Source organism: Leclercia sp. J807 (assembly GCF_009734465.1).
Classification (GTDB): Bacteria; Pseudomonadota; Gammaproteobacteria; order Enterobacterales; family Enterobacteriaceae; genus Enterobacter.
On record NZ_CP046446.1, the window covers coordinates 2,397,235 to 2,420,540 of the forward strand.

Annotated in this window: 19 protein-coding genes; 9 read left to right on the forward strand and 10 right to left on the reverse strand. The window is 58.5% G+C overall.

Going from position 1 to position 23,306, the window contains the following annotated elements; translation table 11 throughout:
- Window positions 1-60 precede the first annotated feature (60 nt).
- Window positions 61-951, forward strand: a complete 891-nt coding sequence (locus GNG26_RS11560) for a LysR family transcriptional regulator (protein WP_114314892.1) — start codon at window positions 61-63, stop codon at window positions 949-951.
- 226 nt (window positions 952-1,177) lie between these two features.
- A complete protein-coding gene (ansP, locus tag GNG26_RS11565) occupies window positions 1,178-2,674 on the forward strand; it encodes an L-asparagine permease (protein ID WP_156238821.1) in 1,497 nt (498 codons plus the stop codon).
- A gap of 52 nt (window positions 2,675-2,726) precedes the next feature.
- On the opposite strand, the gene GNG26_RS11570 is transcribed toward ansP, so the two are convergent.
- Window positions 2,727-3,128: a RidA family protein gene (locus GNG26_RS11570; protein WP_156238823.1), complete on the reverse strand. Its 402-nt coding sequence runs from the start codon at window positions 3,126-3,128 to the stop codon at window positions 2,727-2,729.
- A 127-nt stretch (window positions 3,129-3,255) separates the two neighbouring features.
- Between GNG26_RS11570 and GNG26_RS11575 the strand changes: the two genes are divergently transcribed.
- Window positions 3,256-3,855, forward strand: a complete 600-nt coding sequence (locus tag GNG26_RS11575) for a TetR/AcrR family transcriptional regulator (RefSeq protein ID WP_156238825.1) — start codon at window positions 3,256-3,258, stop codon at window positions 3,853-3,855.
- Window positions 3,856-3,990: 135 nt separating this feature from the next.
- On the opposite strand, the gene GNG26_RS11580 is transcribed toward GNG26_RS11575, so the two are convergent.
- A complete protein-coding gene (locus GNG26_RS11580) occupies window positions 3,991-5,052 on the reverse strand; it encodes a YncE family protein (protein WP_156238827.1) in 1,062 nt (353 codons plus the stop codon).
- Between the two features lie 265 nt (window positions 5,053-5,317).
- On the opposite strand from GNG26_RS11580, the gene pqqU reads away from it, so the two are divergent.
- A complete protein-coding gene (pqqU, locus tag GNG26_RS11585; protein WP_156238829.1) occupies window positions 5,318-7,432 on the forward strand; it encodes a TonB-dependent receptor PqqU in 2,115 nt (704 codons plus the stop codon).
- Window positions 7,433-7,467: 35 nt separating this feature from the next.
- Here pqqU and GNG26_RS11590 read toward each other — a convergent pair whose 3' ends face one another.
- The 4 genes from GNG26_RS11590 to GNG26_RS11605 form a co-directional block, all read right to left on the reverse strand.
- Window positions 7,468-9,006, reverse strand: a complete 1,539-nt coding sequence (locus GNG26_RS11590) for a methyl-accepting chemotaxis protein (RefSeq protein WP_156238831.1) — start codon at window positions 9,004-9,006, stop codon at window positions 7,468-7,470.
- A 182-nt stretch (window positions 9,007-9,188) separates the two neighbouring features.
- Window positions 9,189-9,857 (reverse strand): GntR family transcriptional regulator, encoded by a 669-nt coding sequence (locus tag GNG26_RS11595; RefSeq protein ID WP_156238833.1) that lies wholly within the window; start codon window positions 9,855-9,857, stop codon window positions 9,189-9,191.
- 255 nt (window positions 9,858-10,112) lie between these two features.
- Window positions 10,113-11,153 carry an NADP-dependent oxidoreductase gene (locus GNG26_RS11600; protein ID WP_156238835.1) on the reverse strand — a complete coding sequence of 347 codons (1,041 nt, stop codon included), beginning with the start codon at window positions 11,151-11,153 and terminating at the stop codon, window positions 10,113-10,115.
- A gap of 65 nt (window positions 11,154-11,218) precedes the next feature.
- Window positions 11,219-11,794: a helix-turn-helix domain-containing protein gene (locus GNG26_RS11605; protein WP_156238837.1), complete on the reverse strand. Its 576-nt coding sequence runs from the start codon at window positions 11,792-11,794 to the stop codon at window positions 11,219-11,221.
- 150 nt (window positions 11,795-11,944) lie between these two features.
- Between GNG26_RS11605 and GNG26_RS11610 the strand changes: the two genes are divergently transcribed.
- A complete protein-coding gene (locus GNG26_RS11610) occupies window positions 11,945-12,463 on the forward strand; it encodes a GNAT family N-acetyltransferase (protein WP_156238839.1) in 519 nt (172 codons plus the stop codon).
- Window positions 12,460-12,909, forward strand: coding sequence for a DMT family transporter (locus tag GNG26_RS11615; protein WP_156238841.1), 450 nt, complete (start codon window positions 12,460-12,462; stop codon window positions 12,907-12,909). The genes GNG26_RS11610 and GNG26_RS11615 overlap by 4 nt, the downstream gene beginning before the upstream one ends.
- 1 nt (window position 12,910) lies before the next feature.
- Here the strand turns inward: GNG26_RS11615 and GNG26_RS11620 are convergent, their stop codons facing one another.
- Window positions 12,911-13,144, reverse strand: coding sequence for a YdcY family protein (locus tag GNG26_RS11620; protein WP_156238843.1), 234 nt, complete (start codon window positions 13,142-13,144; stop codon window positions 12,911-12,913).
- Window positions 13,145-13,241: 97 nt separating this feature from the next.
- Window positions 13,242-14,840 (reverse strand): ABC transporter substrate-binding protein, encoded by a 1,599-nt coding sequence (locus GNG26_RS11625; protein WP_156238845.1) that lies wholly within the window; start codon window positions 14,838-14,840, stop codon window positions 13,242-13,244.
- A gap of 281 nt (window positions 14,841-15,121) precedes the next feature.
- On the opposite strand from GNG26_RS11625, the gene GNG26_RS11630 reads away from it, so the two are divergent.
- The 3 genes from GNG26_RS11630 to GNG26_RS11640 are packed head-to-tail and all read left to right on the forward strand — an operon-like array spanning window position 15,122 to window position 21,613.
- A complete protein-coding gene (locus GNG26_RS11630) occupies window positions 15,122-16,468 on the forward strand; it encodes an SrfA family protein (RefSeq protein WP_156238847.1) in 1,347 nt (448 codons plus the stop codon).
- A gap of 4 nt (window positions 16,469-16,472) precedes the next feature.
- Window positions 16,473-19,454, forward strand: a complete 2,982-nt coding sequence (locus GNG26_RS11635; protein ID WP_156240174.1) for a virulence factor SrfB — start codon at window positions 16,473-16,475, stop codon at window positions 19,452-19,454.
- Window positions 19,451-21,613, forward strand: coding sequence for a virulence factor SrfC family protein (locus GNG26_RS11640; protein ID WP_156238849.1), 2,163 nt, complete (start codon window positions 19,451-19,453; stop codon window positions 21,611-21,613). The genes GNG26_RS11635 and GNG26_RS11640 overlap by 4 nt, the downstream gene beginning before the upstream one ends.
- 658 nt (window positions 21,614-22,271) lie before the next feature.
- Here GNG26_RS11640 and GNG26_RS11645 read toward each other — a convergent pair.
- Together GNG26_RS11645 and GNG26_RS11650 are read right to left on the reverse strand one after the other, a co-directional pair.
- On the reverse strand, window positions 22,272-23,030 hold the full coding sequence (locus GNG26_RS11645) for an alpha/beta fold hydrolase (protein ID WP_156238851.1): 759 nt from the start codon (window positions 23,028-23,030) through the stop codon (window positions 22,272-22,274).
- An 85-nt stretch (window positions 23,031-23,115) separates the two neighbouring features.
- Window positions 23,116-23,289: a GhoT/OrtT family toxin gene (locus tag GNG26_RS11650; RefSeq protein ID WP_032610845.1), complete on the reverse strand. Its 174-nt coding sequence runs from the start codon at window positions 23,287-23,289 to the stop codon at window positions 23,116-23,118.
- Between the last annotated feature and the right edge of the window lie 17 nt (window positions 23,290-23,306).

Genomic DNA, 23,306 nt, shown 5'->3' on the forward strand with positions numbered 1-23,306 from the left:
GGATTAGACTGCATAATCAGAAAGGAATGATGAATCAAATTCATATATGCGGAAATCCTGATGCTGAAAGAGAACTTTAACGACCTGCTGTCATTTATGGTGGTCGCCCGGGAGCGCAGTTTTACCCGCGCTGCGGCCCAGCTTGGCGTCTCCCAGTCTGCCCTCAGCCATGCCATGCGCAACCTTGAAGCCCGGCTGGATATGCGCCTGCTTACCCGAACCACCCGCAGCGTGGCCCCCACCGAAGCGGGCGAGCAGCTCATTATGCGCTTAAGCCCCCACCTGCTGGAGATGGAACAGGCGCTAACCGCGCTGCGCAATATGCGGGATATACCGGCGGGTAATATCCGCATCACCGCAGGGGAGCATGCGATGAGCGCGGTGCTGTGGCCGGTGCTCAAACCCTTTATGGTTCAGTACCCGGACATCAATGTGGAGGTGACGATAGATAACGGCCTGACGGATATCGTCGACGGGCGTTTTGATGCCGGGGTGCGCCTGGGGGAGCAGGTTGCGAAGGATATGATTGCGGTGCGCATCGCGCCGGACATGCGGATGGCAGTGGTCGGCTCTCCGGACTATTTTGCCCGCTACGGTGAACCGCAAACCCCCGAGCAGCTGGCGGATCACCGCTGCATCAACATGCGCCTGCCGACGCGGGGTGGCCTGTATGCCTGGGAGTTTGTCCATAAGGGAGAGGAGATCCGCGTCCGGGTAGAGGGACAGCTTATCCTGAATAGCCTGCCCCAGCGTCTGGATGCCGCACAGGCGGGCCTGGGACTGGCCTATGTCCCGGAGGAGACAGCGCAGGAGGCCATCGATCGTGGGCGGCTGGTCCGTACGCTGGAGGCATACTGCCCGGTGTTTGATGGCTACCACCTCTACTACCCCAGCCGCCGCCAGCACACCACCGCCTTTGCCTTACTGGTGGCGGCGTTACGTCGAAACTAGCCTGTTATCCGGCACAAAATATTTACTTCAGCATGCATCACTTTCACGCCGTTATTTTTTGCGTCGTTTATTAATTGCAGGTAGGATGCTTCGCCATGTTTTGCCTTATCCATACGCAGAATGACTGGAAAGGCAGAATATTTCCGCGCGAGAGCAATCGTTTGTATTGTCGACCGCCGGTTATGGACACGATGTTCTTGATTCAGACAGGCAAACAGGTAACTCAATGAAAACAAGCAATAAAAGCGCAGCCGATCATCACGCTGCGAAACGTCGCTGGTTGAACGCCCACGAAGAGGGCTATCACAAGGCGATGGGCAACCGTCAGGTGCAGATGATTGCCATCGGCGGCGCTATCGGTACCGGGCTGTTTTTAGGTGCAGGCGCACGTCTGCAGATGGCTGGCCCGGCTCTGGCACTGGTCTATCTGGTGTGCGGGATCTTCTCCTTCTTTATTCTGCGTGCCCTTGGCGAGCTGGTGTTACACCGTCCGTCCAGCGGCAGCTTCGTCTCTTACGCCCGTGAGTTTCTCGGTGAGAAAGCCGCTTACGTGGCGGGCTGGATGTACTTTGTTAACTGGGCGATGACCGGGATCGTGGATATCACCGCCGTGGCCCTTTATATGCACTACTGGGGCGCGTTTGGCGATGTGCCGCAGTGGGTGTTTGCCCTTGGCGCGCTGGCGATTGTCGGCACCATGAACATGATCGGCGTGAAGTGGTTCGCTGAGATGGAGTTCTGGTTTGCGCTGGTAAAAGTGCTGGCGATCGTCATCTTCCTGGTGGTGGGCACCGTGTTCCTCGGCAGCGGCAAAACGCTGGATGGTAACATGACCGGCTTCCATCTGATCACCGATAACGGCGGCTTCTTCCCGCACGGCCTGCTGCCTGCCCTGGTGCTGGTCCAGGGCGTGGTGTTCGCCTTTGCCTCCATTGAACTGGTGGGCACCGCGGCGGGCGAATGTAAAGAGCCGGAGAAAACCGTACCCAAAGCGATTAACAGCGTGATCTGGCGTATCGGCCTCTTCTATGTCGGCTCCGTGGTGCTGCTGGTTCTGCTCCTGCCGTGGAATGCCTATCAGGCGGGCCAGAGCCCGTTCGTGACCTTCTTCTCGAAGCTCGGCGTGCCGTACGTGGGCAGCATCATGAACATCGTGGTGCTGACCGCGGCGCTCTCCAGCCTGAACTCCGGTCTCTACTCCACCGGGCGTATTCTGCGCTCCATGTCGATGGGCGGCTCCGCACCGCGGTTTATGTCGAAAATGAGCAAGCAGCAGGTGCCATACGCGGGCATTCTGGCGACGCTGGTGGTCTATGTCTTTGGCGTATTCCTGAACTATCTGGTGCCGTCCCAGGTCTTTGAGATTGTCTTGAACGTTGCGGCGCTGGGCATTATCGCCTCCTGGGCCTTTATCGTGGTGTGCCAGATGCGTCTGCGCAAGGCGATCAAAGAAGGCACCGCCGCTCCGGTAAGCTTCAGAATGCCGGGCGCGCCGGTCACCTCCTGGCTGACCCTGCTCTTCCTGTTCAGCGTGCTGGTGCTGATGGCGTTCGACTATCCGAACGGCACCTATACCATCGCCACCATCCCGCTGCTGGCGGTCCTGCTGGTGGCGGGCTGGTTTGGTGTGCGCAAGCGCGTACATGCGGTCCACAGCACCGCGCCAAAGCACCCGGATGAAGGCAAGCTCGACGGTCCGCTGGTGGAAGAGACGTCGCGTTAATCGCTTCAATTAAAAAGGGAAGGCAAATGCCTTCCTTTTTTTTGCCCGGGGCCTACACAACCGGAGCAGGAATACGCGCGATGACCTTAATTTCGAAATCAAATCCGGCAAGCCAGGTGACGCCGACGGCGGTCCAGTTCGGATAAGGGGCCTGCGGGAAAATCGCCTGTTTGACCTGCATGATCGTCGGGAACTGATTCTCAGGATCGGTGTGGAAGGTGGTTACATCAATCAGATCGTCAAAGGTACACCCCGCCGCGGCAAGGGTGGCTTTCAGATTATCAAACGCAAGCTGCACCTGAGCGGCGAAATCGGGCTCGGGGGTGCCATCGGCGCGGCTTCCTACCTGACCCGAAACAAACAGCAAATCGCCGGAACGGATGGCGGCAGAATAACCGTGTTCTTCATAAAGAGCATGACGGTTAGCGGGGAAAACCGGTTCGCGCTGGATCATAAGGTATCCTGTACTGTATCAACGTTGGAAAAGGCAAAGCGCAGCGCGTAAAGATGATTTAATATACGCGGCGTATGTCAAATTAATCACACATACGCCGCGTATGTCAAATAAAGATGGAGAGATTATGGTTGCCAGACGTCGCAGCGAAACGATGGAAGAGAACCGTGCAAAACTGCTGATGGCTGCACGGAAAGCCTTTGCGGAAAACGGCTTTGCCGCCGCATCCATGGATGAATTAACCGCCAGCGTCGGCCTTACCCGCGGGGCGCTGTACCACAATTTTGGTGATAAAAAGGGGCTGCTCGCCGCCATTGTCGACCAGATAGATCGAGATATGGCACAGCGTGCGAAGGCTGAGGCCGCCGGGGTGCAAGATGACTGGGAAAGACTGCTGGCGGAAGGGGTCGCCTATATCAAAATGGCGCTTGACCCGGAGGTGCGACGCATCGTGCTGCTTGATGGCCCCGCTTTTCTCGGCGATCCCACCCAGTGGCCCGGTCAGTTAAGCTGCCTTGAATCGACGCGCCAGAGCATCCTGAAGATGCTCGAACGCGGCGTGATTAAGCCTGTGGACGCGGGCGCTGCGGCCTATATGTTAAACAGCGCGGCCATGAATGCCGCACTGTGGATCGCCGCCAGCCAGGATCCGCAGAAGGCGCTGCCGGACATTATTAAGGTATTTACGCACCTGGCAAGCGGCCTGTGTCAGCGTCCTGCTCCGTAGGCCAGGTAAGGCGCAGCCGCCACCCGGCATAAAGACCGCACCCGTCCTCGTTGCCCGGCGGCGCTGCGCTTGCGCGGGCCTACGGTTTGGCCGTTGGTAGGCCGGGTAAGGCGCAGCCGCCACCCGGCAATGAACTTACAGCGCGATACGGATCACATCATCAGGCTGGGTGGCTTCCTGCTGGCGGGTCGACTTCTGCTTCACCGTCACGTACAGGGTTTTGCCGTCGGCGGAGAGCGCCAGGCTGTTCGGGAAGGTCGGCGTGTCGTGCGTTTTGGTCACTTTGTAGGTTTTGGCGTCAATCACGCTCACCTTGCCCGCCTCACGGTGGGTGACATAGGCTTCGTCCCGGGCCGGGTTAAACAGCACCGCCAGGGATTCCGGGGCTGCCACCTTGCTGATGATGCTGCCATCTTTCAGGGAGACAACCAGCACTTCCGGCTGCTTAGAGTCGGTGATGAATGCACGCTGGCCCTTAACATCCAGGCTCAGGTTCAGGTAGAAGTGCTCTTTCCCATCATCCAGCAACTTCTTACGCGCGATGATTTTGTGGGTCGCGGTGTCGATGGTCACCAGTTCGCCGTCGCCATTGGTGGTGTAGAGACGCTTCGCCTGGGCATCCAGCGCCAGACCGGTGCTGAATTTGCCGGTGCCGGTAATGGTCTCTTTCAGCTTCAGCGTTTCGCCGTCCACCACCCAAATAACGCTCTCTTTGCCGATACCGGTGATATAGACGGTGTTCGTGGTGTCATCCGCCACCAGCTCACGCGGTTGCAGCGGTTTCACGGTCTCGCTGCGCTTACGATCGTCCAGCACCAGACGGCCCTTCACGTCACCGGTTTTCGCGTCAATGGCCGTTACCGCGCTGTTGGTGGTGTTACCAAACCACAGGGTCTGGGTGGCGTTATTGATGGTGGCACCAAACGGCTTCAGGTCGCTATGAATGGCCTGCGTCACTTCCAGCGTCAGCGGATCGAGGCGGTAGACCACCCCACCTTTATCCATTTTGCGGCTCTGGGTGGTGGCAACCCACAGCGCATTTTCCTGCTGGCTGACGGCCATTTCATATGCGCCTTTGCCCACCGCTTTACGCAGCATCTCTTCTGCGGCATGAACATTAAAAGAACCGGCTACCAGCAAAGACCCCAACAGCAGTGAGCTACGCAGACGCGGCGAGCACAGGTGACGTAAATTCATAACAACTCCCTTTCGAGTAAATGGTACCGCTGACATCGCTTCCGGCTGGCAAAGTCATCGCTTCGCCTGATTATGGATGAGAATAGTAATCATTATTTATCTCAATGTGGAGTAATTCTTGATCGCATCAAGCTTATTCGCTGATTTAACCTACACTTGGGTTAACGCTATGTGCGGTTATGGTTTTCAAAATATTTACAAAAGATTTACCATACCCGCACATGTTCCATTTGGTTCGTCTTTCTTTTAAGCGGTTTTTTAATTCATGAAAATCTTTTCTGCCCGCAGGGCAACGCTCCCCCTGCTGTTGGTTCCTGTTGTTTTAGCCCCTGTCGCAGCGATGGCGACCGACGAACAGACCATGATCGTCAGCGCGTCACCACAATCGCTCTCAGAGTTAGATACCCCTGCCGCGGTCAGCGTGGTTAACGGCGAGGATATACGTCATGCGACCCCGCGCATTAACCTCTCTGAATCCCTCGGCAGCGTGCCGGGATTACAGATCCAGAACCGACAGAACTACGCCCAGGATCTCCAGCTCTCAACCCGTGGTTTTGGCGCCCGCTCCACCTTTGGGGTGCGCGGCATTCGTCTCTATGTGGACGGTATCCCGGCGACGATGCCGGATGGTCAGGGGCAAACCTCGAATATCGATCTCAACAGCATTGAGAGCGTGGAAGTGCTGCGCGGGCCGTTTTCCGCCCTCTATGGCAACGCCTCCGGCGGCGTGGTTAACATGACCACCGAAACCGGGCGTGAGCCGAACACCGTCGAGGCCAGCAGCTATTACGGCAGCTACGGCAGCTGGCGCTACGGTCTGAAGGCCACCGGCGCGATGGGCGACGGCACCCAGCCGGGGGATGTGGATTACACCGTCTCCACCACCCGCTTCACCACCCACGGCTATCGCGACCACAGCGGCGCGCGTAAAAATCTCGCCAACGCCAAGCTGGGCGTGCGCATCGACGACGCCAGCAAGCTGAGCCTGATTTTCAACAGCGTGGATATGAAAGCCAACGATCCCGGCGGGCTGGACTATCAGGAGTGGCGGGATAACCCGCGCCAGTCGCCGCGCGGCGATCAGTACAACACCCGCAAAACCATCAAGCAGACCCAGGCGGGCCTGCGCTATGAGCGCCAGCTCAGCGCGCAGGACGATCTCAGCGTGATGGCCTACGCCGGTGAACGTGAGATGACTCAGTATCAGTCGATCCCCTACCAGCCACAGCTGCGCCCGACTCACGCGGGCGGCGTGATCGACATGCAGCGCCACTACCAGGGGATCGACACCCGCTGGACTCACCGTGGTGAGCTGCTGGTGCCGATGACCTTCACTACCGGTCTGAATTACGAAAACCTGAGCGAAGATCGTCGCGGGTATGAAAACTTCGTGATGAACAACGGCGTGCCGGATTATGGCGAGAAAGGGGCGAAGCGCCGCGATGAGCGCAACCTGATGTGGAACGTCGATCCCTACCTGCAAACCAACTGGCAGCTGACACAGAAGCTCTCCCTCGACGCGGGCGTGCGCTACAGCTCCGTCTGGTTCGACTCGAACGACCACTATGTACAGGGCGCTAATGGCGACGACAGCGGTGAGGCCAGCTACCACAAATGGCTTCCGGCCGGGGCGCTGAAGTACCGTGTAACCGACGCCTGGAACCTCTATGCCGCCGCGGGCCGCGGTTTTGAGACCCCGACCATCAACGAGCTCTCCTACCGCTCCGATAACCAGAGCGGCCTGAACTTTGGCCTCAAGCCATCCACCAACAACACGTATGAGGTGGGAAGCAAAACGCGCATCGGCAATGGCCTGTTCACTGCGGCGCTGTTCCGTACCGATACCGACGATGAGATCGTCGTTGACGCCAGCGCGGGCGGCCGCACCAGCTATAAAAACGCCGGTAAAACCCGCCGTCAGGGGGTGGAACTCTCTCTGGATCAGCAGTTTGCTGAAAACTGGAAGCTGAAAATGGCGTGGACCTATCTGGATGCCACCTATCGCACCAACGTCTGTGGCGATAGCGACTGTAACGGCAACCGGATGCCGGGCATTGCCCGCAACATGGGCTATGCCTCCTTTGGCTGGCAGCCGGTCGAGGGGTGGTATGCGGGATCGGATGTGCGCTATATGAGCGACATCGAAGCCGATGACGAAAACAGCGCCAAAGCGCCCTCTTATACCGTTGTGGGTCTGAACACCGGCTATAAGCTGAATATGGGCAACTGGGGCATGGACATCTTTGGACGCGTGGATAACCTGTTCGACAAAGAGTATGTCGGCTCGGTGATTGTGAACGAATCAAACGGGCGTTACTACGAACCGGCACCGGGGCGTAACTACGGGGTGGGCCTTTCCGTCTCGTATCGCTTCGAGTGATAAAAAAACCGGCAGCCCAGGCTGCCGGTTTTGTTTTATACCATCTGTGCGCGCTGTTCCAGACGGAACGCCGCCACCAGCGACTCCAGCAGACGGGCCTGATCTTCCAGCGCCCCTGCCGCCGTCGACGAGGCGCCTACCAGCGAGGCGTTCTGCTGGGTGGTGGTATCCAGCTCCATCACCGCCCGGGAGATCTGCTCGATACCACGGCTCTGCTCTTCCGAGGCCGAGGAGATCTCGCCCATGATGTCATTTACGCGGGTGACGGAATCTACCACCTGCTCCATGGTCTGCCCGGCTTTCGCCACCAGCTCGCTGCCGGTAGAAATGCGGGAGACCGACTCGCTGATCAACTGCTCGATATCCTTCGCCGCCTGAGAGCTGCGCTGGGAGAGGCTGCGCACTTCGCTGGCCACCACCGCAAAGCCCCGCCCCTGCTCTCCCGCCCGCGCCGCTTCCACGGCTGCGTTGAGGGCCAGAATATTGGTCTGGAAGGCGATGCTGTTGATCACCGCGGTGATATCGGCGATTTTTTGCGAGCTGGTGTTGATATCGCTCATGGTGCTGACCACGTCGCGCATCACCCTTCCGCCCTGAGTGGCGGTTTGCGAGGCCTCGGCCGCCAGCTGGCTGGCGTGACGGGCGTTATCGGCGTTGTTTTTCACCGTGGCGGTCAGCTCTTCCATGCTGGCGGCGGTCTGCACGACTGCCGCAGCCTGCTGCTCGGTACGCGAGGAGAGATCGGTGTTGCCTTCGGCAATTTCGCTGGCGGCCAGCGACACCTGCGCCACGCTGCTGCGCACCTCGCCAATCATTAAGCGCAGTTTATCGTTCATCCGGCCCATCGCCCCGGTCAGTTTGCCCAGTTCGTCTTCTCCCTGGGGATGGATATCGGAGCTGAGATCGCCGCTGGCGATACGCTCGGCCAGCTGCAGGTTCTGTTTTACCGGACGGGTGATCTGGCGGGTCACCCACCAGGAGACCAGGATACCGAAGAGGATCGCCGCCACGCCAATAATGGCGGTGATGGTACTGGAGCTGTAGGCCAGCGAATCATTATGCGTTTTGACCAAGGCAATGATCTCGCGGATTGAGGCGCTGCTGTCGTCGCCAGCGGTTTTGACTTTGTCTTCCGCAGCTTTCAGCGCCGCGGTAGCCGCCGGGTCGTTTTTGTTTGCGTTCCAGGCCGTCATCGCGCTCTGCATTTCCGTCACGCTGCTGCCAAAACGGGCAAGGTGCCCGGCAATCGCCTCAACAATGGCCCTCTCTTTTGCCGTCCACTCCAGCTCACGGGCCTCTTCGGTCAGTTCAACGGCATGTTTGACGTAATTTGCCATCAGCTGGCCGGACTTTTCGTCACCGTTATAGAGGAATTTGAGGCGGTTGATCTTGGCCTGGAAGACCTCGATATTGATGTTGTAGATCAGGTTGGTTTGCTGGTAAACGTCGCGAATTTCTTTAAAGCGCATCACGCTGAGCAAGGTCGATACTGCAACCAGCAGCAGTACCAGACCAAAACCCGCCGCGAGCTTTCTGCTCATTTTTATATTACGTAATCGTTGACTGACACTCATTCCTGGCTCCTTAAAAGGCGAATGTGCCTTTTAAGGTTATCGGCAGAGGTCAGGGTTATTTCATAGTTAAGCTGGTCTTATCAGTAGGCTAATAAATAAACTTTCCGGCAGCAGCTTGTCTGCCGGAAAAAAGAAACAGCGCATATTTAGCGAAATTACCGCTTCGTTTATTTCTGGCCCTGTTAGTTTGCAAACTGCCTGATTAATATCTCATTCGCTTCGTCGATCGCTTTATCAATCGCCGCCCGGCTGGCTTCCTGATCGCCCTTTGCAAGGGCATCAAGCAGCTCATCGTAACGATAGGAGCGGCTCGGCAATACAATGTCTGGATCGTAGAGACAGTTAAAACAGGGCCCGATGCGCACCCATAGCTGTTCGATAAGCGATATCAGCGTGGGCATGTCGGCATAGTGATAGAGCGTAAAACGAAAAGCCCGGTTGGTGTGCAGCGCGCGCTCCACCTCGCCATTGCTCATCGCATCGTGAAATTTTTCTGAAAGATCGCGCAGCGTCTCTAGCTTTTCGTCGGTCATCTGATTGCATGCCGCCGCGACAGCCATGCATTCCAGCGACTTACGAATAGCATTGACTTCGCTATAACGCTCTAAAGTGACTTCCGGCACCAGAAAAGCCTGCGCCGGGGTCGCGTGCAGCGCGCCCGCGGAGACCAACCGCAGCAGCGCTTCACGAACAGGAGTAATACTGGTACCGAGTTTATCCGCAATATCTTTGGTGACGAGCCGTGCGCCTGGCTTTAACGCGCCGGCAATCAGCGCGCTTTTCAGACTCACCTCAACCTGCATCGTCAGGCTCATTCGTTGAGCTTTTTCTAAATTGTCCAAATCCAGCATGTTCTGTTCCTGTTACCCACACTTAACTTAATTTCACAGACGGTTAAATTAGGACCGCTGAGTATTTGATATATCCTGTATCGCATGCCTGATTTACGTCAAAAGAAAACCATCAATCATAACTTTGTGTGATTGAAAAAATAAAAGACCCCGTTTTGTATACCGCGTTTCGTTTATTCTATGCCTGTATAATTAAAGACGTTATTTTGAATTTTGCACAGTTTAGTATGGCGGAATAATCCGCCATACCTGGTACTATTCGTTATTGTTCGCGACACGTATCACGACTTTGCCGAAGTTTTTCCCCTCCAGCAGGCCAATCAGCGCATCGGGCGCATTTTCCAGGCCATCCGTCACCTGTTCGCGATAGTGGATGTTGCCCTCTTTGACCCACTGCCCCATCTGCTGCTGAAACTCTTCGATGCGGTGGCCGTAATCCTGGTTGATGATGAACCCCTGCATGCGGATGCGTTTTTTCAGGATGGTGCCCATCAGCAACCCGAGACGATCCGGCCCTGGCGGCAGGTCGGTGGCGTTGTAGCCGCTCACCAGCCCGCACACCGGCACGCGCGCGGCGGTATTTAGCAACGGCAGCACCGCGTCAAACACTTTACCGCCGACATTTTCGTAGTAGATATCAATCCCCTGCGGACACGCCTGTTTAAGCTGTTCGGCAAAGTCATCCGCATGATGATCCAGACACTGGTCGAAGCCCAGCACCTCGGTGGCGTGACGGCACTTCTCCGCCCCACCGGCAACGCCTACCACCCGGCAGCCTTTCAGCTTGCCAATCTGCCCAACGGTGGAACCTACCGGGCCGGTCGCCGCGGCCACCACCAGGGTCTCACCCGCTTTCGGTTGGCCGATATCCAGCAGTCCCATGTAGGCGGTAAAACCTGGCATGCCCAGAATACCTAACGACCAGGAGGGGTGTTCCGGGTTCTCACCCAGTTTCACCAGCCCGTTGCCGTCGGAGAGTTCATACTCCTGCCAGCCGCTGTAGCCGAGCACCCATTCACCAGGCTGATAGTCAGGATGGTTCGAGGCCTCAACGCGGCTGACGGTGCCGCCCACCATTACGGCACCGATCTCTACCGGCGGCGAATAAGATGGCGCATCGCTCATGCGGCCACGCATATAAGGGTCAAGAGAGAGCCACATCGTGCGCAGCAGAAGCTGGCCGTCGGCGGGCTGAGGGGTGTCGGTGGTTTCTAAACGAAAGTTATCAGCGGTGGGGGCACCATGGGGACGAGAAGCCAGAACCCATTGACGATTTTGCGTTGAAGATTGACTCATACCTCACTCCTTTTTATAGAAACGTCCTTAGAGCCTAGCCTCAACTTCCCCTGCCCGCTTTAACATTATGAGCCGGACTGGTTAAGCCTGACGACAAGGTAGACGCACGGCTCGCCGCTTTCGTTAATAAACCGGCAGTCGTTCGGCGGGCCTAATTCCAGACAATCTCCGGCCCGCATTTCATGGCGGGTATCCCTCTCCTGAAACACCAGCTCCCCCGACTGAAGCCAGATAAGCTGGCGCGCAAGGGCATAAGAGGAGGCGGGCATCGGTACATCGCTGTTGCCGGGCAATTCAACCTGCACCAGGTCGATAGGCAGATCGGTACGCGGCGAGACGTGTCGACGCAGATAGTGGGTTTGTGGGTCGCGCCAGACAGGCTGGCTTTCAAAGCGCAGCAGCTTGCCCTCCTGCATCTCGGCGCGGGCAATAAGGGTCGACATGCTGATGCCAAACGCGCCAGAGAGACGGGCCAGCAAGGTGGCGGTCGGGCTGCTGTCGCCGCGTTCGATTTTATGGATCATCGCTCGTGACACGCCCGCCCGCTCGGCAAGCTCGCTCAGGGACCATCCACGCGACTCGCGTTCAAGCCGAATACGCGCGCTGATCCGTTGATTCATATTGTCTGACAGAATATTCATCACGCCATACTATAGAGAAAGTAATGGATTACCACTGGCTTTTTTCATAACGAAAAGATATGTGTTATGCCGTAGCGTTTTCAGCAACTGTTTGTGTAATATCGTGACATCGCGTACTACTATAGTGAACAACACACCCCGAGGTTTCAGATGCTTATTCGTCACGCCACTAAAGAGGATTGCGCCGCTATCGGCGCGATCTATAACCACGCTGTACTGCATACCGCCGCCATCTGGAACGATACCACCGTGGACACCGATAACCGCATCGCCTGGTTCGAGGCGCGCCAGCTGATGGGCTATCCGGTGCTCGTCAGCGAGCACGATGGCGTGGTCACGGGATATGCCTCTTTCGGTGACTGGCGCGCCTTTGACGGGTTCCGCCATACGGTTGAGCATTCGGTTTATGTGCATCCGGATCATCAGGGCAAAGGCATCGGGCGGGCGCTGATGGAGCAACTTATTGTTGAGGCCCGACGCATCGGCAAGCACGTGATGGTGGCCGGGATCGAAGCGCAGAATCATGCCTCTGTACATCTGCATGAAACGTTAGGTTTTGTCACCACTGGCCAGATGCCACAGGTGGGGACCAAGTTTGGCCGCTGGCTGGATCTGACCTTTATGCAGCTTCAGCTCGATGAGCGCAGCGAACCGGATAACATCGGATGAACCAGACCCTGACGCTGGTATTTCTGGTGGCGGCGGGCATTGGGCTGGTGGTGCAGAACACCCTGATGGTGCGCATCACCCAGACCTCAAGCACCATTCTTATCGCCATGCTGCTCAATTCGCTGGTGGGGATTGTGCTCTTTGTATCGATCCTGCTGATTAAAAACGGCGTCGCCGCGTTCAGCGAGCTGGTTCACACGGTGCGCTGGTGGACCTTAATCCCCGGCCTGCTGGGCTCATTTTTTGTCTTCGCCAGCATCAGCGGCTATCAGTATGTCGGGGCCGCGACGACCATCGCCGTGCTGGTTGCCAGCCAGTTAATCGGGGGTCTGCTGATGGATGTGGTGCGCAGCCAAGGGGTGCCGCTCAAGGCCCTGATCGGCCCGGTATGCGGCGCGGTGCTGCTGGTGGTTGGCGCCTGGCTGGTCGCCAGACGCCAGTTCTGAATCAGAGGATCACCCCGCCTTTGGTCAGGCTGTCATGGCGGGCCTCCTGGTCCTCTTTGTACTGTTTACCGTGGTGGGCGATGGCGTTACGCAGGCGCTGCTGCTGGGTATAGCGATCTTCACGGGTTAACTCGCTATCCTCGCTAAGTTCGATCAGCAGTTCATTCATATGTGCAATCACGCTTTCGGCAATCGTTGCGTCAACGCGAGCGGTAACATCCTCTAAATGTGACATTGTCACTCCTTCTCAACTTGCCTGGCGGCGCTACGCTGCCGGGCCTACGGGTGCCATACACAGGCCGGGTAAGGCGAAGCCGCCACCCGGCGCTCTGTCAGTTTACTTTCGCCTTCGAGAAATCACTTCCCATCAGGCTCACGCTGTATCCGCTAATATTGCTGCGGGTAGCAAAGAAGGTTTTGCCGTTGGCCAGCGCAATCCACGGTGCCTGCTGATAGAAGATCTCCTGCGCCTGGCTGTAGAGCTTCGCACGCGCCGCGGGATCGCTGGTGAGCTTCGCCTTCTGAACCAGGTCATCATAGCCCTTGTCGCACCAGCGTGCAGCATTGGAGCCGGTTTTGATGCTGTCGCATCCCAGCAGCACGTCGGCAAAGTTATCCGGGTCGCCGTTATCCGACATCCAGCCAAACAGGGCGCTGTCGTGTTCGCCTTTACGCATGCCGGAGAGGTATTCGCCCCACTCATAGGAGACGATTTTCGCTTTAACACCCACCTTTGCCCAGTCGCTCTGGATCATCTCCGCGATGCGGCGCGAGTTCGGGTTGTACGGGCGTTGTACCGGCATCGACCACAACGTCACTTCCGCGCCCTGCTCCAGCCCCGCCTGTTTCAGCAGCGCTTTCGCTTTTTCCGGATCGTAGCTGTAATCCTTCAAATCTTTATTAAAGCCCATCATATTCGGCGGGATCGGCGATTTTGCCACCGTGCCGGAGCCCATAAACACCGCGTTGATAATGGCCTCTTTATCGGTGGCGTAGTTCAGGGCCTGGCGCACCAGCACGTTATCAAACGGTTTTTTCTCGGTATTAAACGCCAGATAGCCGACGTTCACCGCATCCACCGAGTGCAGGGTCAAATCCTTGTTTTTCTTGATCACCTCAAACTGCACCGGCGATGGCGCAGGAATAATCTGGCACTCGTTGGTTTGCAGCTTGGCGAGGCGGGTTTCAACGTTCGGGGTGATGGAGAAGATCAGGTGTTTGGTCGGCACCGCGCCATCCCAGTAGTTCGGGTTGGCGATATAGCGGATAAGGGAGTCAACCTTATATTGCTGGAGCACGTACGGTCCGGTGCCGATCGGCCAGGTATCGACGTTTTCCGGGGTGCCTTTTTTCAGCATCGCGTCGGCATATTCCGCCGACAGGATCGAGGCAAAGTCCATCCCCCAGTCAGCGAGGAAGGCAGCGTTCGGTTCGCTCAGCACAAACTGCACGTGGTTGTCGTCGATCTTCTTCACCTCCTGGATCAGCTTATCCAGGCCGACGTCGTTAAAGTATTCGTAGTTGCCCTGAGAGACGTTGTGGTATGGATGGTTAGGGTCTTTCTGTCGCAGCACCGAGAAAATAACGTCATCGGCGTTAAAATCGCGGGTGGGTTTAAAGAATTTGTTGCTATTGAACTTCACCCCTTTGCGCAGGGTAAAAGTATAGGTTTTGCCATCCGGCGAGATGGTCCAGGATTCTGCCAGTGAAGGCACCGGGGTATTTTTGACCGGATCGAAGTTAATCAGGCGGTTATAGAGCACCTGTGAGCTGGCAACAAAGCTCGGGCCGGAGCTGGCGATCTGCGGGTTAAACGACTCCGGTGACGCTTCAGAGCAGTAGATAATGGTGTCGTTATTGGCCGCCCAAGCGGCACCCGCTGGCAGTAATGCGCTTAACGCCAGCGCAAGGAGAGTTTTCCCTGTAGACATGGTTATTACCTGTTTGGTTTTATTATAGAGAATGGTAATAACAGCACAGCACCTGCCCGCAGGCAAATAACGAAACACTATCAGGTTATTCTAAAGCAGTTATTTCCGCTGATTTTCCCGCCAATCGCCAGACGGTGATTTGCCTTAAGGTACATTCAACGTCAAGCACTTTCGACCGCCGCAATGCTGCAAGAAATCGCCCCTTTTGCCGTCTCTTCTGCCGTTTGTTTGCCGGCAGATTTCGTAAAGTAGACGCGTGAAAAAGTCTATGGGACCAAATCGTGGCAAAAACCCTTTTACGCAGCGGCAATCTGGATGATTTTCAGGCCGTTGGCGGCGGCGGACAGGCCGTTTTTGAATCAGCATTGCAAATCCGTGAGGCGCTGCGTCTGCGCAAACAGCAAGCCATTGTCGATTGCCTTGCCATTCCGCAGGTCAATGATGAGGGCGACCGGGTGGACTGGTACTCACCGGTTGAGGGCGCCGTTAAAAGCTGGAAAGCCGCCGATGAAGATGCGCGTTTTCGAGCGCTGCGCCTGCTGGAAGGCACCCTGTCGAGTGTCGAATCCCTGAGCAAAAAATCGCTTCAGTCGCCAAAAACCGCTCAGCAGCTGTTTGGTTCCCTGCTTTCCAAAGCGTTTCAGTTCCCCGGCGAAAACTTCCTCTTCCTGGTTGATGGCAAGCCGGTGATCACCTTCTGGGGTTTTGTGAACCTCAATGAAAACGCGCGGGATGACATTCTCGACTGCCTGCGCGCCTCCCTGCTGCCGGACCCGATGCCCGCGCCAGTGGCTGAGCCCGAACCCGAGCCCGAAACGGCCCCGGCCATCGTCTTCGAAAAAGCCGATGAACCGCTGGTTGCTGCCCCGGCGACGGTGAAGATCACCGCCAATGACCTCTACGAAGCGCAGCCCGCGCCGGTGATAAGCGCCAGCGAGCCAGAGCCAAAACCGGAGCCTGCCGCGCCGGTGGTGCAGGCGAAAAAACGTCGCGTTCCGCTGTGGCCGCTGCCGGTTGCCGCCGTGGTGGTGGCCGCCGTTGCCGCCCCGCTGCTGTGGCCGAAACAGGCACCTGTCGCCGAGCCGGTCAAAACCGCTGTTGCTGCCCCGGTGGCGATTGAGCCCAAATCCGTTGCCGCGGTTGAGCCTCTGCCACTGAATCTGCCGCTGCATCAGGCTGAAGTGGTGGCCGTTAAAGCCGAAGAGCCAGCCCCTGCGGAACCGGTGGTGATTGCCGCCATCCCGAAAGACGCGCTGGTCATGGACGCGGGCCAGGTGAAAGCCGGTTCAACCCGTTTCCTCAACGGTAGCTGGCGGGTCATGCTGGATGTCACCGATCCGATCACCGGCAAGCCGCCTTCACTGCGCTATCAAATCCAGAACAATAAAGGCTCTGCCCGCGTGGTGCACGGTGACAACGTAGTCTGCCGCGTGGCGGTCTTCTCCGGGCTGCACAGCAACGGTGAGCTGCTGATCAAATCCCGGGGCCACGCCCGCTGCGCTGACGGCTCGCGCTACCCGATGCCGGAAATTACCTGTAAGGCCGGCACCAGTGATGTGGCGGAATGCAGCGCGCGCTACGACGCGAAGACCGTGGTTCCATTGACATTCAGGAAGGCAGGTGCGTGAGCCTATGCTGGTAAACCTTTGCGACTACAAACAGAGCGTCACGCTGATTGCGAACAGCGGCGTACAGTTTCTTGATTTTGGCCTGACGCCGCAGGACTCCGCCCAGAGCGGACGGTTTGTGCGTAAAACCGCCAACGGCCCCCTGCTGCGCCTCGATTTCGATCTGGTAAATGGCCGCTATACCCTGCCCGCCACCAACGGCGGACAGCCGGAAGTGGTGAAACCCGAAAGCACCATTCCGCTTCAGCAGTCGCTGGCGGTGCTCGACGGTGTCTGGCTCCCGGTGCCGTTCCTGCGCTTTAACCCGCCGCGCACCTTCGTTGAAGGCCCGGACAACTGGGCCCGCGTGCAGGTGCGTAAGCTGGAGACCCCGGATAACGCCGGAAACAGCCACCGCGTGACTCTGGCGCTGGACAGCCAGATCGCCGCCCACGCCACCAGCGCCCTGTCGCCGGTGGAGAACGACATTCTCAACGGCACCCGTTTCGCGCTGGCCTGGCGCGACGACGAGGTGGCGAACTTCCTCGACCAGACCTGGATTGACGGCTGGCTGCGGGAAGCCTTCACCCAGTACGCCACCGGCGTGGAGAACCGCGCCGAGCGCGAGCTCCAGCTGGCGATGCGTAACTTTGAGTACCAGGCGCACTGGCTGAACATTCTGGCGATGCTGGGGGAACAGCTCACGGTGCCGGAAGTCAAATTTGTCACCCATACCCTCAGCACCCCGGCGATCCCTGTGGACCTGATTCTGGATGTGGGGAACACCCACACCTGCGGCGTGATCATTGAAGACCACGGCGACGCCAACGACGGCCTGCGCCAGACCGCCGAGCTACAGGTACGCTCCCTGAGCGAACCGCAGTTCCTGAACGAGCCGCTGTTTACCAGCCGTCTGGAGTTTTCCGAAGCCCGCTTCGGCAAGCAGCACTTCTCGGTGGAGAGCGGCCGCGAAGACGCCTTTGTCTGGCCCTCTATCGTGCGCGTGGGCGACGAAGCGCGCAAGCTGGCGACCCAGCGACTGGGCACCGAAGGCAACAGCGGTATCTCCAGCCCGCGCCGCTATCTGTGGGATGAAACCCCGGTGGTACAGGACTGGCGTTTCAGCCAGATGAACAGCAAAACCCAGCGCGAACCGCTGGCGACCGCCTTCCCGCTGATGAACCTGATGAACGATGACGGCCAGCCGCTGTTCACCCTGCCGCAGGATGAACGTCTGCCGGTCTTCTCGCCGCAGTACAGCCGCAGCACCCTGATGACCCACATGCTCTGCGAGCTGCTGGCGCAGGCGCTGGGGCAGATCAACAGCGTGGCGACCCGTCTGCGTCTTGGCTTCCCGGCTTCGCCGCGTCAGCTGCGCACCCTGATCCTCACCCTGCCGTCGGCAATGCCAAAGCAGGAGCGCGAGATCTTCCGCCGCCGTATGTTTGAAGCCATCGCCATCGTCTGGAAAGCGATGGGCTGGCACCCGCAGGATGAGGACTTCTCCAGCCGTAAACAGCAGGAGAAAAGCGTGGTGCCGGTGCCGGAGATCCAGATGGAGTGGGATGAGGCCAGCTGCGGCCAGTTAGTGTGGCTCTATAACGAGGCCATCTCCCATTACAACGGTCAGACCGAAGCCTTTTTCGCCGCCCTTGCCCGCCCGGATCGCGAGCCGGAGCCGGGCTGTCAGCCGGGCCGGGCGCTGCGCGTCGCCTCGATTGATATCGGCGGCGGCACCACCGATATGGCCATCACCCATTACCAGCTCGACGATGGCTCAGGCAGCAACGTCAAGATCACCCCGCAGCTGCTGTTCCGCGAAGGCTTTAAGGTGGCGGGCGATGACACCCTGCTGGATGTGATCCAGCGTTACGTGCTGCCCGCCCTGCAAACCCAGCTGCAGAAATCGGGCATTGCCGACGCCTCTCAGCTGATGGCCTCGCTGTTTGGCGACTCCGGGCGCATCGACACCCAGGCAGTGCTGCGCCAGCAGACGGCTTTACAGCTGTTTATGCCGATTGGTCATGCGATCCTCGCCGCCTGGGAAGCCAGCGACGTTGACGATCCCCTCGACGGACTGCACGCCACCTTTGGCGATCTGCTGACCCGCAAGCCGACGCGCAACGTGATGAACTATCTGCAGCAGGCTATCGAACACGCCCTGCCAGCCGGGTCGGCACCGTTCGACCTGTTTGCCGTCCCGCTGCACGTTAACTTCCGCGAAATGCAGGACGCGATGCTGGCCGGACACTTTACCCTGGCGGCACCGCTGCATGCAGTGGCAGAGGCGATCTCCCATTACGCCTGCGATATTCTGCTGATCACCGGGCGTCCGGGCTGTCTGCCTGGCGTTCAGGCGCTGATCCGCCATCTGCAGCCGGTGCCGGTCAGCCGGATGGTGTGGCTGGACAAATACCGGGTGCATGAGTGGTATCCGTTCAGCCAGCAGGGGCGCATCGGCAATCCGAAATCCACCGCGGCGGTCGGGGCGATGCTCTGTAGCCTGGCGCTGGATCTGCGCCTGCCGCGCTTTAACTTTAAGGCGGCGGATATCGGCGCTTATTCGACGGTGCGCTACCTCGGGGTGCTGGATAACACGGTAAATACCCTGCGCGAGGAGAACGTCTGGTATCAGGATATCGACCTGGACAAGCCGGGGGCGAAGCTGGATACCCGCCTGCACTTCCCGCTGCGCGGCAACGTGACGCTGGGCTTCCGTCAGCTGGCGAATGCCCGTTGGCCTGCCACCCCGCTCTATACCCTGAGCATTAACTCGGCGGAGCTGGCGAAATCCATTGCCGGAGACGGGGTGCTTAACGTGCGCCTGAAGCTCTGCGGCGGTAATAAACAGGATGGCCCGGAAGCCTTTGAGCTAAGCGATGCCTGGCTGCAGGACGGTACGCCGGTCCCGGCCGATGCCCTGACTTTTAAACTGAATACTCTGGCCGATCGCCGACACAGCGGTAGCCATTACTGGATCGACAGCGGGAGCGTATACCTGAAATGAGAGCCACGACGACCACGACTCAGGCATTAATCGGGTGGATCAACGCAACGCGTCAGCACGCCCCGCTCCTCGACAATGACGCCGATGCCCTGCTGGCGAGACTGGCGGTGGCCGACGCGCGGGAAAAGGCCATTCAGCGGGCGCTGAGCGCCGGGAGCACCATCGGGTTATATGGTCACTCCCAGGCGGCAAAAGCCCATCTGCTCGCCACCCTGTGCGGCAGCGACAATCAGCGGATGAACGTGATTGTCGGCCAGCGAACCTTTGACTATTTTTCACACATCAATCCCGGCCACGCCCTGACCAACATGGCGCTGCGCTTTACCCCCACCGCAACGGAGGTGGCCGATGACGCGTTTCCGCTGCGCCTGAGCCTGCTCACCGAAGCTGAACTGGTGCAGGTGTTTCTGGCCCGCGCCACGCTCCCGGCGGTGGATAAATCCGTTATCGAGGCGCGTCTGGAGAAATGGCGCGCCCTGCGCCAGCCTCAGAGCGTACCGGGGATCACCGCCGCCGACGTCGGCACTATCGCCCGCTACTGGCGCGACACGGTGCCCGCCGCCGCCCAGCAGATGGACGATGCCCTGTGGCACCAGTTTGCCCTGCTGCTGCCGTCGCTGGATCTGAGTAGTCGCGCAAGCGTCTGGTCCTTACTGTGGGGCGAACAGCAGGAGCTGACCCAGCAGTGGCTCAAGCTGGCGCAGATTCTGCACCAGACCAGCCACGCCCAGGCGCTGGCGGCGCCGCTGAGCCTGCTGGTGGATAATTTTGGCCTGCCGACCGAAGGGTTCCTCACCCGGGGCGATATCGCCCTGCCGGAGGTCCAGCAGGCGGTACTGCACCCGCTGCACAACGGCGAGCTGCTTAACGCCATCAGCATCCCGCTGGATGTGCTGGCCCTGCTCACCCGGGAGCTGATCCTGCCGGTAGAAAATAGCGCGCTGGCCGGAGTGGATATTATTGATATTCCGGCCCCGTCCGCGCAGCCCGATTCACCGCTGGCCCAGGCGAAACTGCAGTGGCTGCTGGAGCACTATCGCCAGCAGCTGCAGCCGGATGTCCTGGTGATCTGCAATGCCACCGCCCATCACGGCCAGACCGCCCGCACCGCGAAAATGTTGCTTAACTGGGTGAAAGCGACCCAGCCGGGCGACGATGCCGCCCTGCCAGGGCTGGTATGGGCGATTACGCCCCAGGACGCGCGCTTTACCCGCCGTTCCAATCTCGACGAAGCGGTGCAACAGCTGCTCGGCAAACCCGGCCAGCACTGGGGAACGTTGCAGGCGCTGGACAGCAGCAGTATGCAGCGGGTGATTGAGTGGTTATCCCAGGCGACGCTGCCCGCCCAGCGCGAGACGCGTTTGCAGGGATTACGCCAGCAGCATCAGCGGGAACTGCATCAGCTGATGCGGGGGTATCTGGCCCCGCTGACTCAGGAGCCTGACGCCCAGCGAAGCACCGCCGAAGCGATGGTGCGTGCCCTGCAGGGGAGCGCCGCCCGTCACGGCGAGCTGCTGGAGGGATTACTCCCGCCGCTGCGCGCCTTTGAAACGCTGCTCGCCGTGCAGCAGCCGCGCGAAGAGCAGGTCAACGGCCTGTTTACCGATGCCATCGACCTGTTTGCCGACAGCACCCAGGATAGCGATGAAATGTTGCAGCCGACGGACAAAGCCCGTCTGGCCCATCAGGTGTGGATCAACCATCTGCGCCAGTGGAGCCGGGATGAAGCCGTCGCCAGCCGTCTGGGGCTGGATACCGCGATCCTGCAGCAGATTGGCGATGTGCTGGTGATTGCCAGCTACCGTCTGAACCTGCTGGCGCAGCTGAAAAAGATTGTTGATACCGATAAAAGCAGCGCTGCACAGCTGCATGCCGCACTCGGCAATTTTGTGGGATGGGTAGGCTATGCTCAGACGCCGGCTTCCGCCCGCCCGGCCAGCCGCATCCGCAAAGGGCAGCCGGTGTTTGTCACGCCTGTGGTTAACAGCACTGCGCCACGCTTGACCCGTCTGGGAGAGCAGCCGGTGCATGCAGCCACGGCCTATGTCTATGACTGGCTAGTGGCGCTCTATACCCAGGCGATTGATAACATCGGGTATCAGCATCCACATGATATTACCCATGACGATCGCAGAGCGTTGCAGGCTTTGCTCGCCTGATACGGTACAAGCCTTTTATCCGGTAACACAGGGGGCAGGAGCGGTCTGTACCCCCTCACTCCAGGCCTCTTTCGGTGGGCTGAGGGGAACATACGGCAGTGGAGGTGGTTCCGTTCACCTTGCGTTCGCTGCTTCTCTGTAAACCGCGTCACCCGTGAACGTGTTAAGGGGGCTATCGCCGCCCCCTTAACAATCCCGGCTCCCGGCAAAGAAAATCGCCGCTTCGCGGTGGCCCTCAGCTTATTCCTTCAGGCTTTCGGGTCGGGCACCAGCCTGCATCCCTGCAGGCTATGCCCTCTCGGCGCGTCCCTGCGCCTCGCCCCGGCCTTACGGAAACGCTTCGGCGATTTTCAGCCGGACCAGGGAGCCGCTGCAAGCCTTTTATTATCAATGGGTTATTTAATTGCTTTAACATTCGTGTCGGGTTTTGTAGGCCGGGTAAGGCGAAGCCGCCACCCGGCAGTGTTGCGCCGGGCGGCACTGCGTTTGCCCGGCCTACAAACAGTGGTTAACAGCACTGCGCCACGCTTAACCCGTCTGGGAGAGCAGCCGCATGATATTACCCATGACGATCGCAGAGCGTTGCAGATCTTGTTAGTCTGAAACAGACGTTTGATGGAACTACCCTGCTACCCTGCGGCTCGTCATAGACGGATCGCTATTCCTGATGCATACAGTCGAACAACGCCTTCGCCAGCGCTGACGGGTTCTCCCACGACATCGAATGTCCAGCATCAGGGATCATTTTCACTGCGACACCCTGCTGGCGCATCTCATCCAGATCGGTATTCGGCAGCGAAAGCTCGCCAAAAATCAGCCATATCGGGCAACTCAGCTGCAAATAGCGCTCGCTCCAGCTGGGCTGTACCCCTTTAACCAGGCTCGTTGCTCCGCGCCACACTGCCCAGGGGGCAGTGCTTTGCAGGCAACCCTTCCAGGGTGAGGTTTCCGCCGACAGCATGGCCTGATAACCGGAACTGACAAACTCCTCCTCCGTCTGAGCGGCGATACCCCGGCTGAACATGCCCCCGCCAGCATGAAAATTGGGTTCAGACACAATCAATCCTGACAGCCGATCCCCGGCCAGTTCAGCCGTTTCTATTGCTATGCTGCCGCCCATGCTGTGGCCATACAACCAGAATGAGGTTAGGGCTAAATGGTTAAGCAGTTCGATGACCACCTGCGCCTGCGCTGAGGTCTGATAGGTATAAGCTTCCGGTTTATCACTGTAACCACTACCGGGGAGATCGATAAGAATAGCCCGGCGGGAGCCGAACTGAGGGTCGCAAACTATCCGGGGATACTCGTAGGAAGAGGCGCAGCCGAGACCGTGGATGAAGACCAGCGGTTCTCCCTTCCCGGGCAGTTCCTGCCAACGCACCAGGCAACGGGCCTGTTGCGAATAAAAGCTGTTCATAAGCACTCCTTTTCAGATGACTGTGTATTTATACAGTTCATCACAGAGGAATGCTATCGCCGTAACGTAAAACGGGAGTGCGTTGTCAGAAAAGCGAAATCAGCAGCGCAACCGGAAAACTCATCGGCCAGGTGGAGCCCACCAGAAAGGCGCTCAGGAAGCGGATACGTTTGCGATCTTTAGAGAGAAACCAGGTGATAAGCGCGCTGATGGCCGCCATGACGGCGTAAAACATTAACATCTTTTGATACAACGTCATTTCAAATACCCAATGTG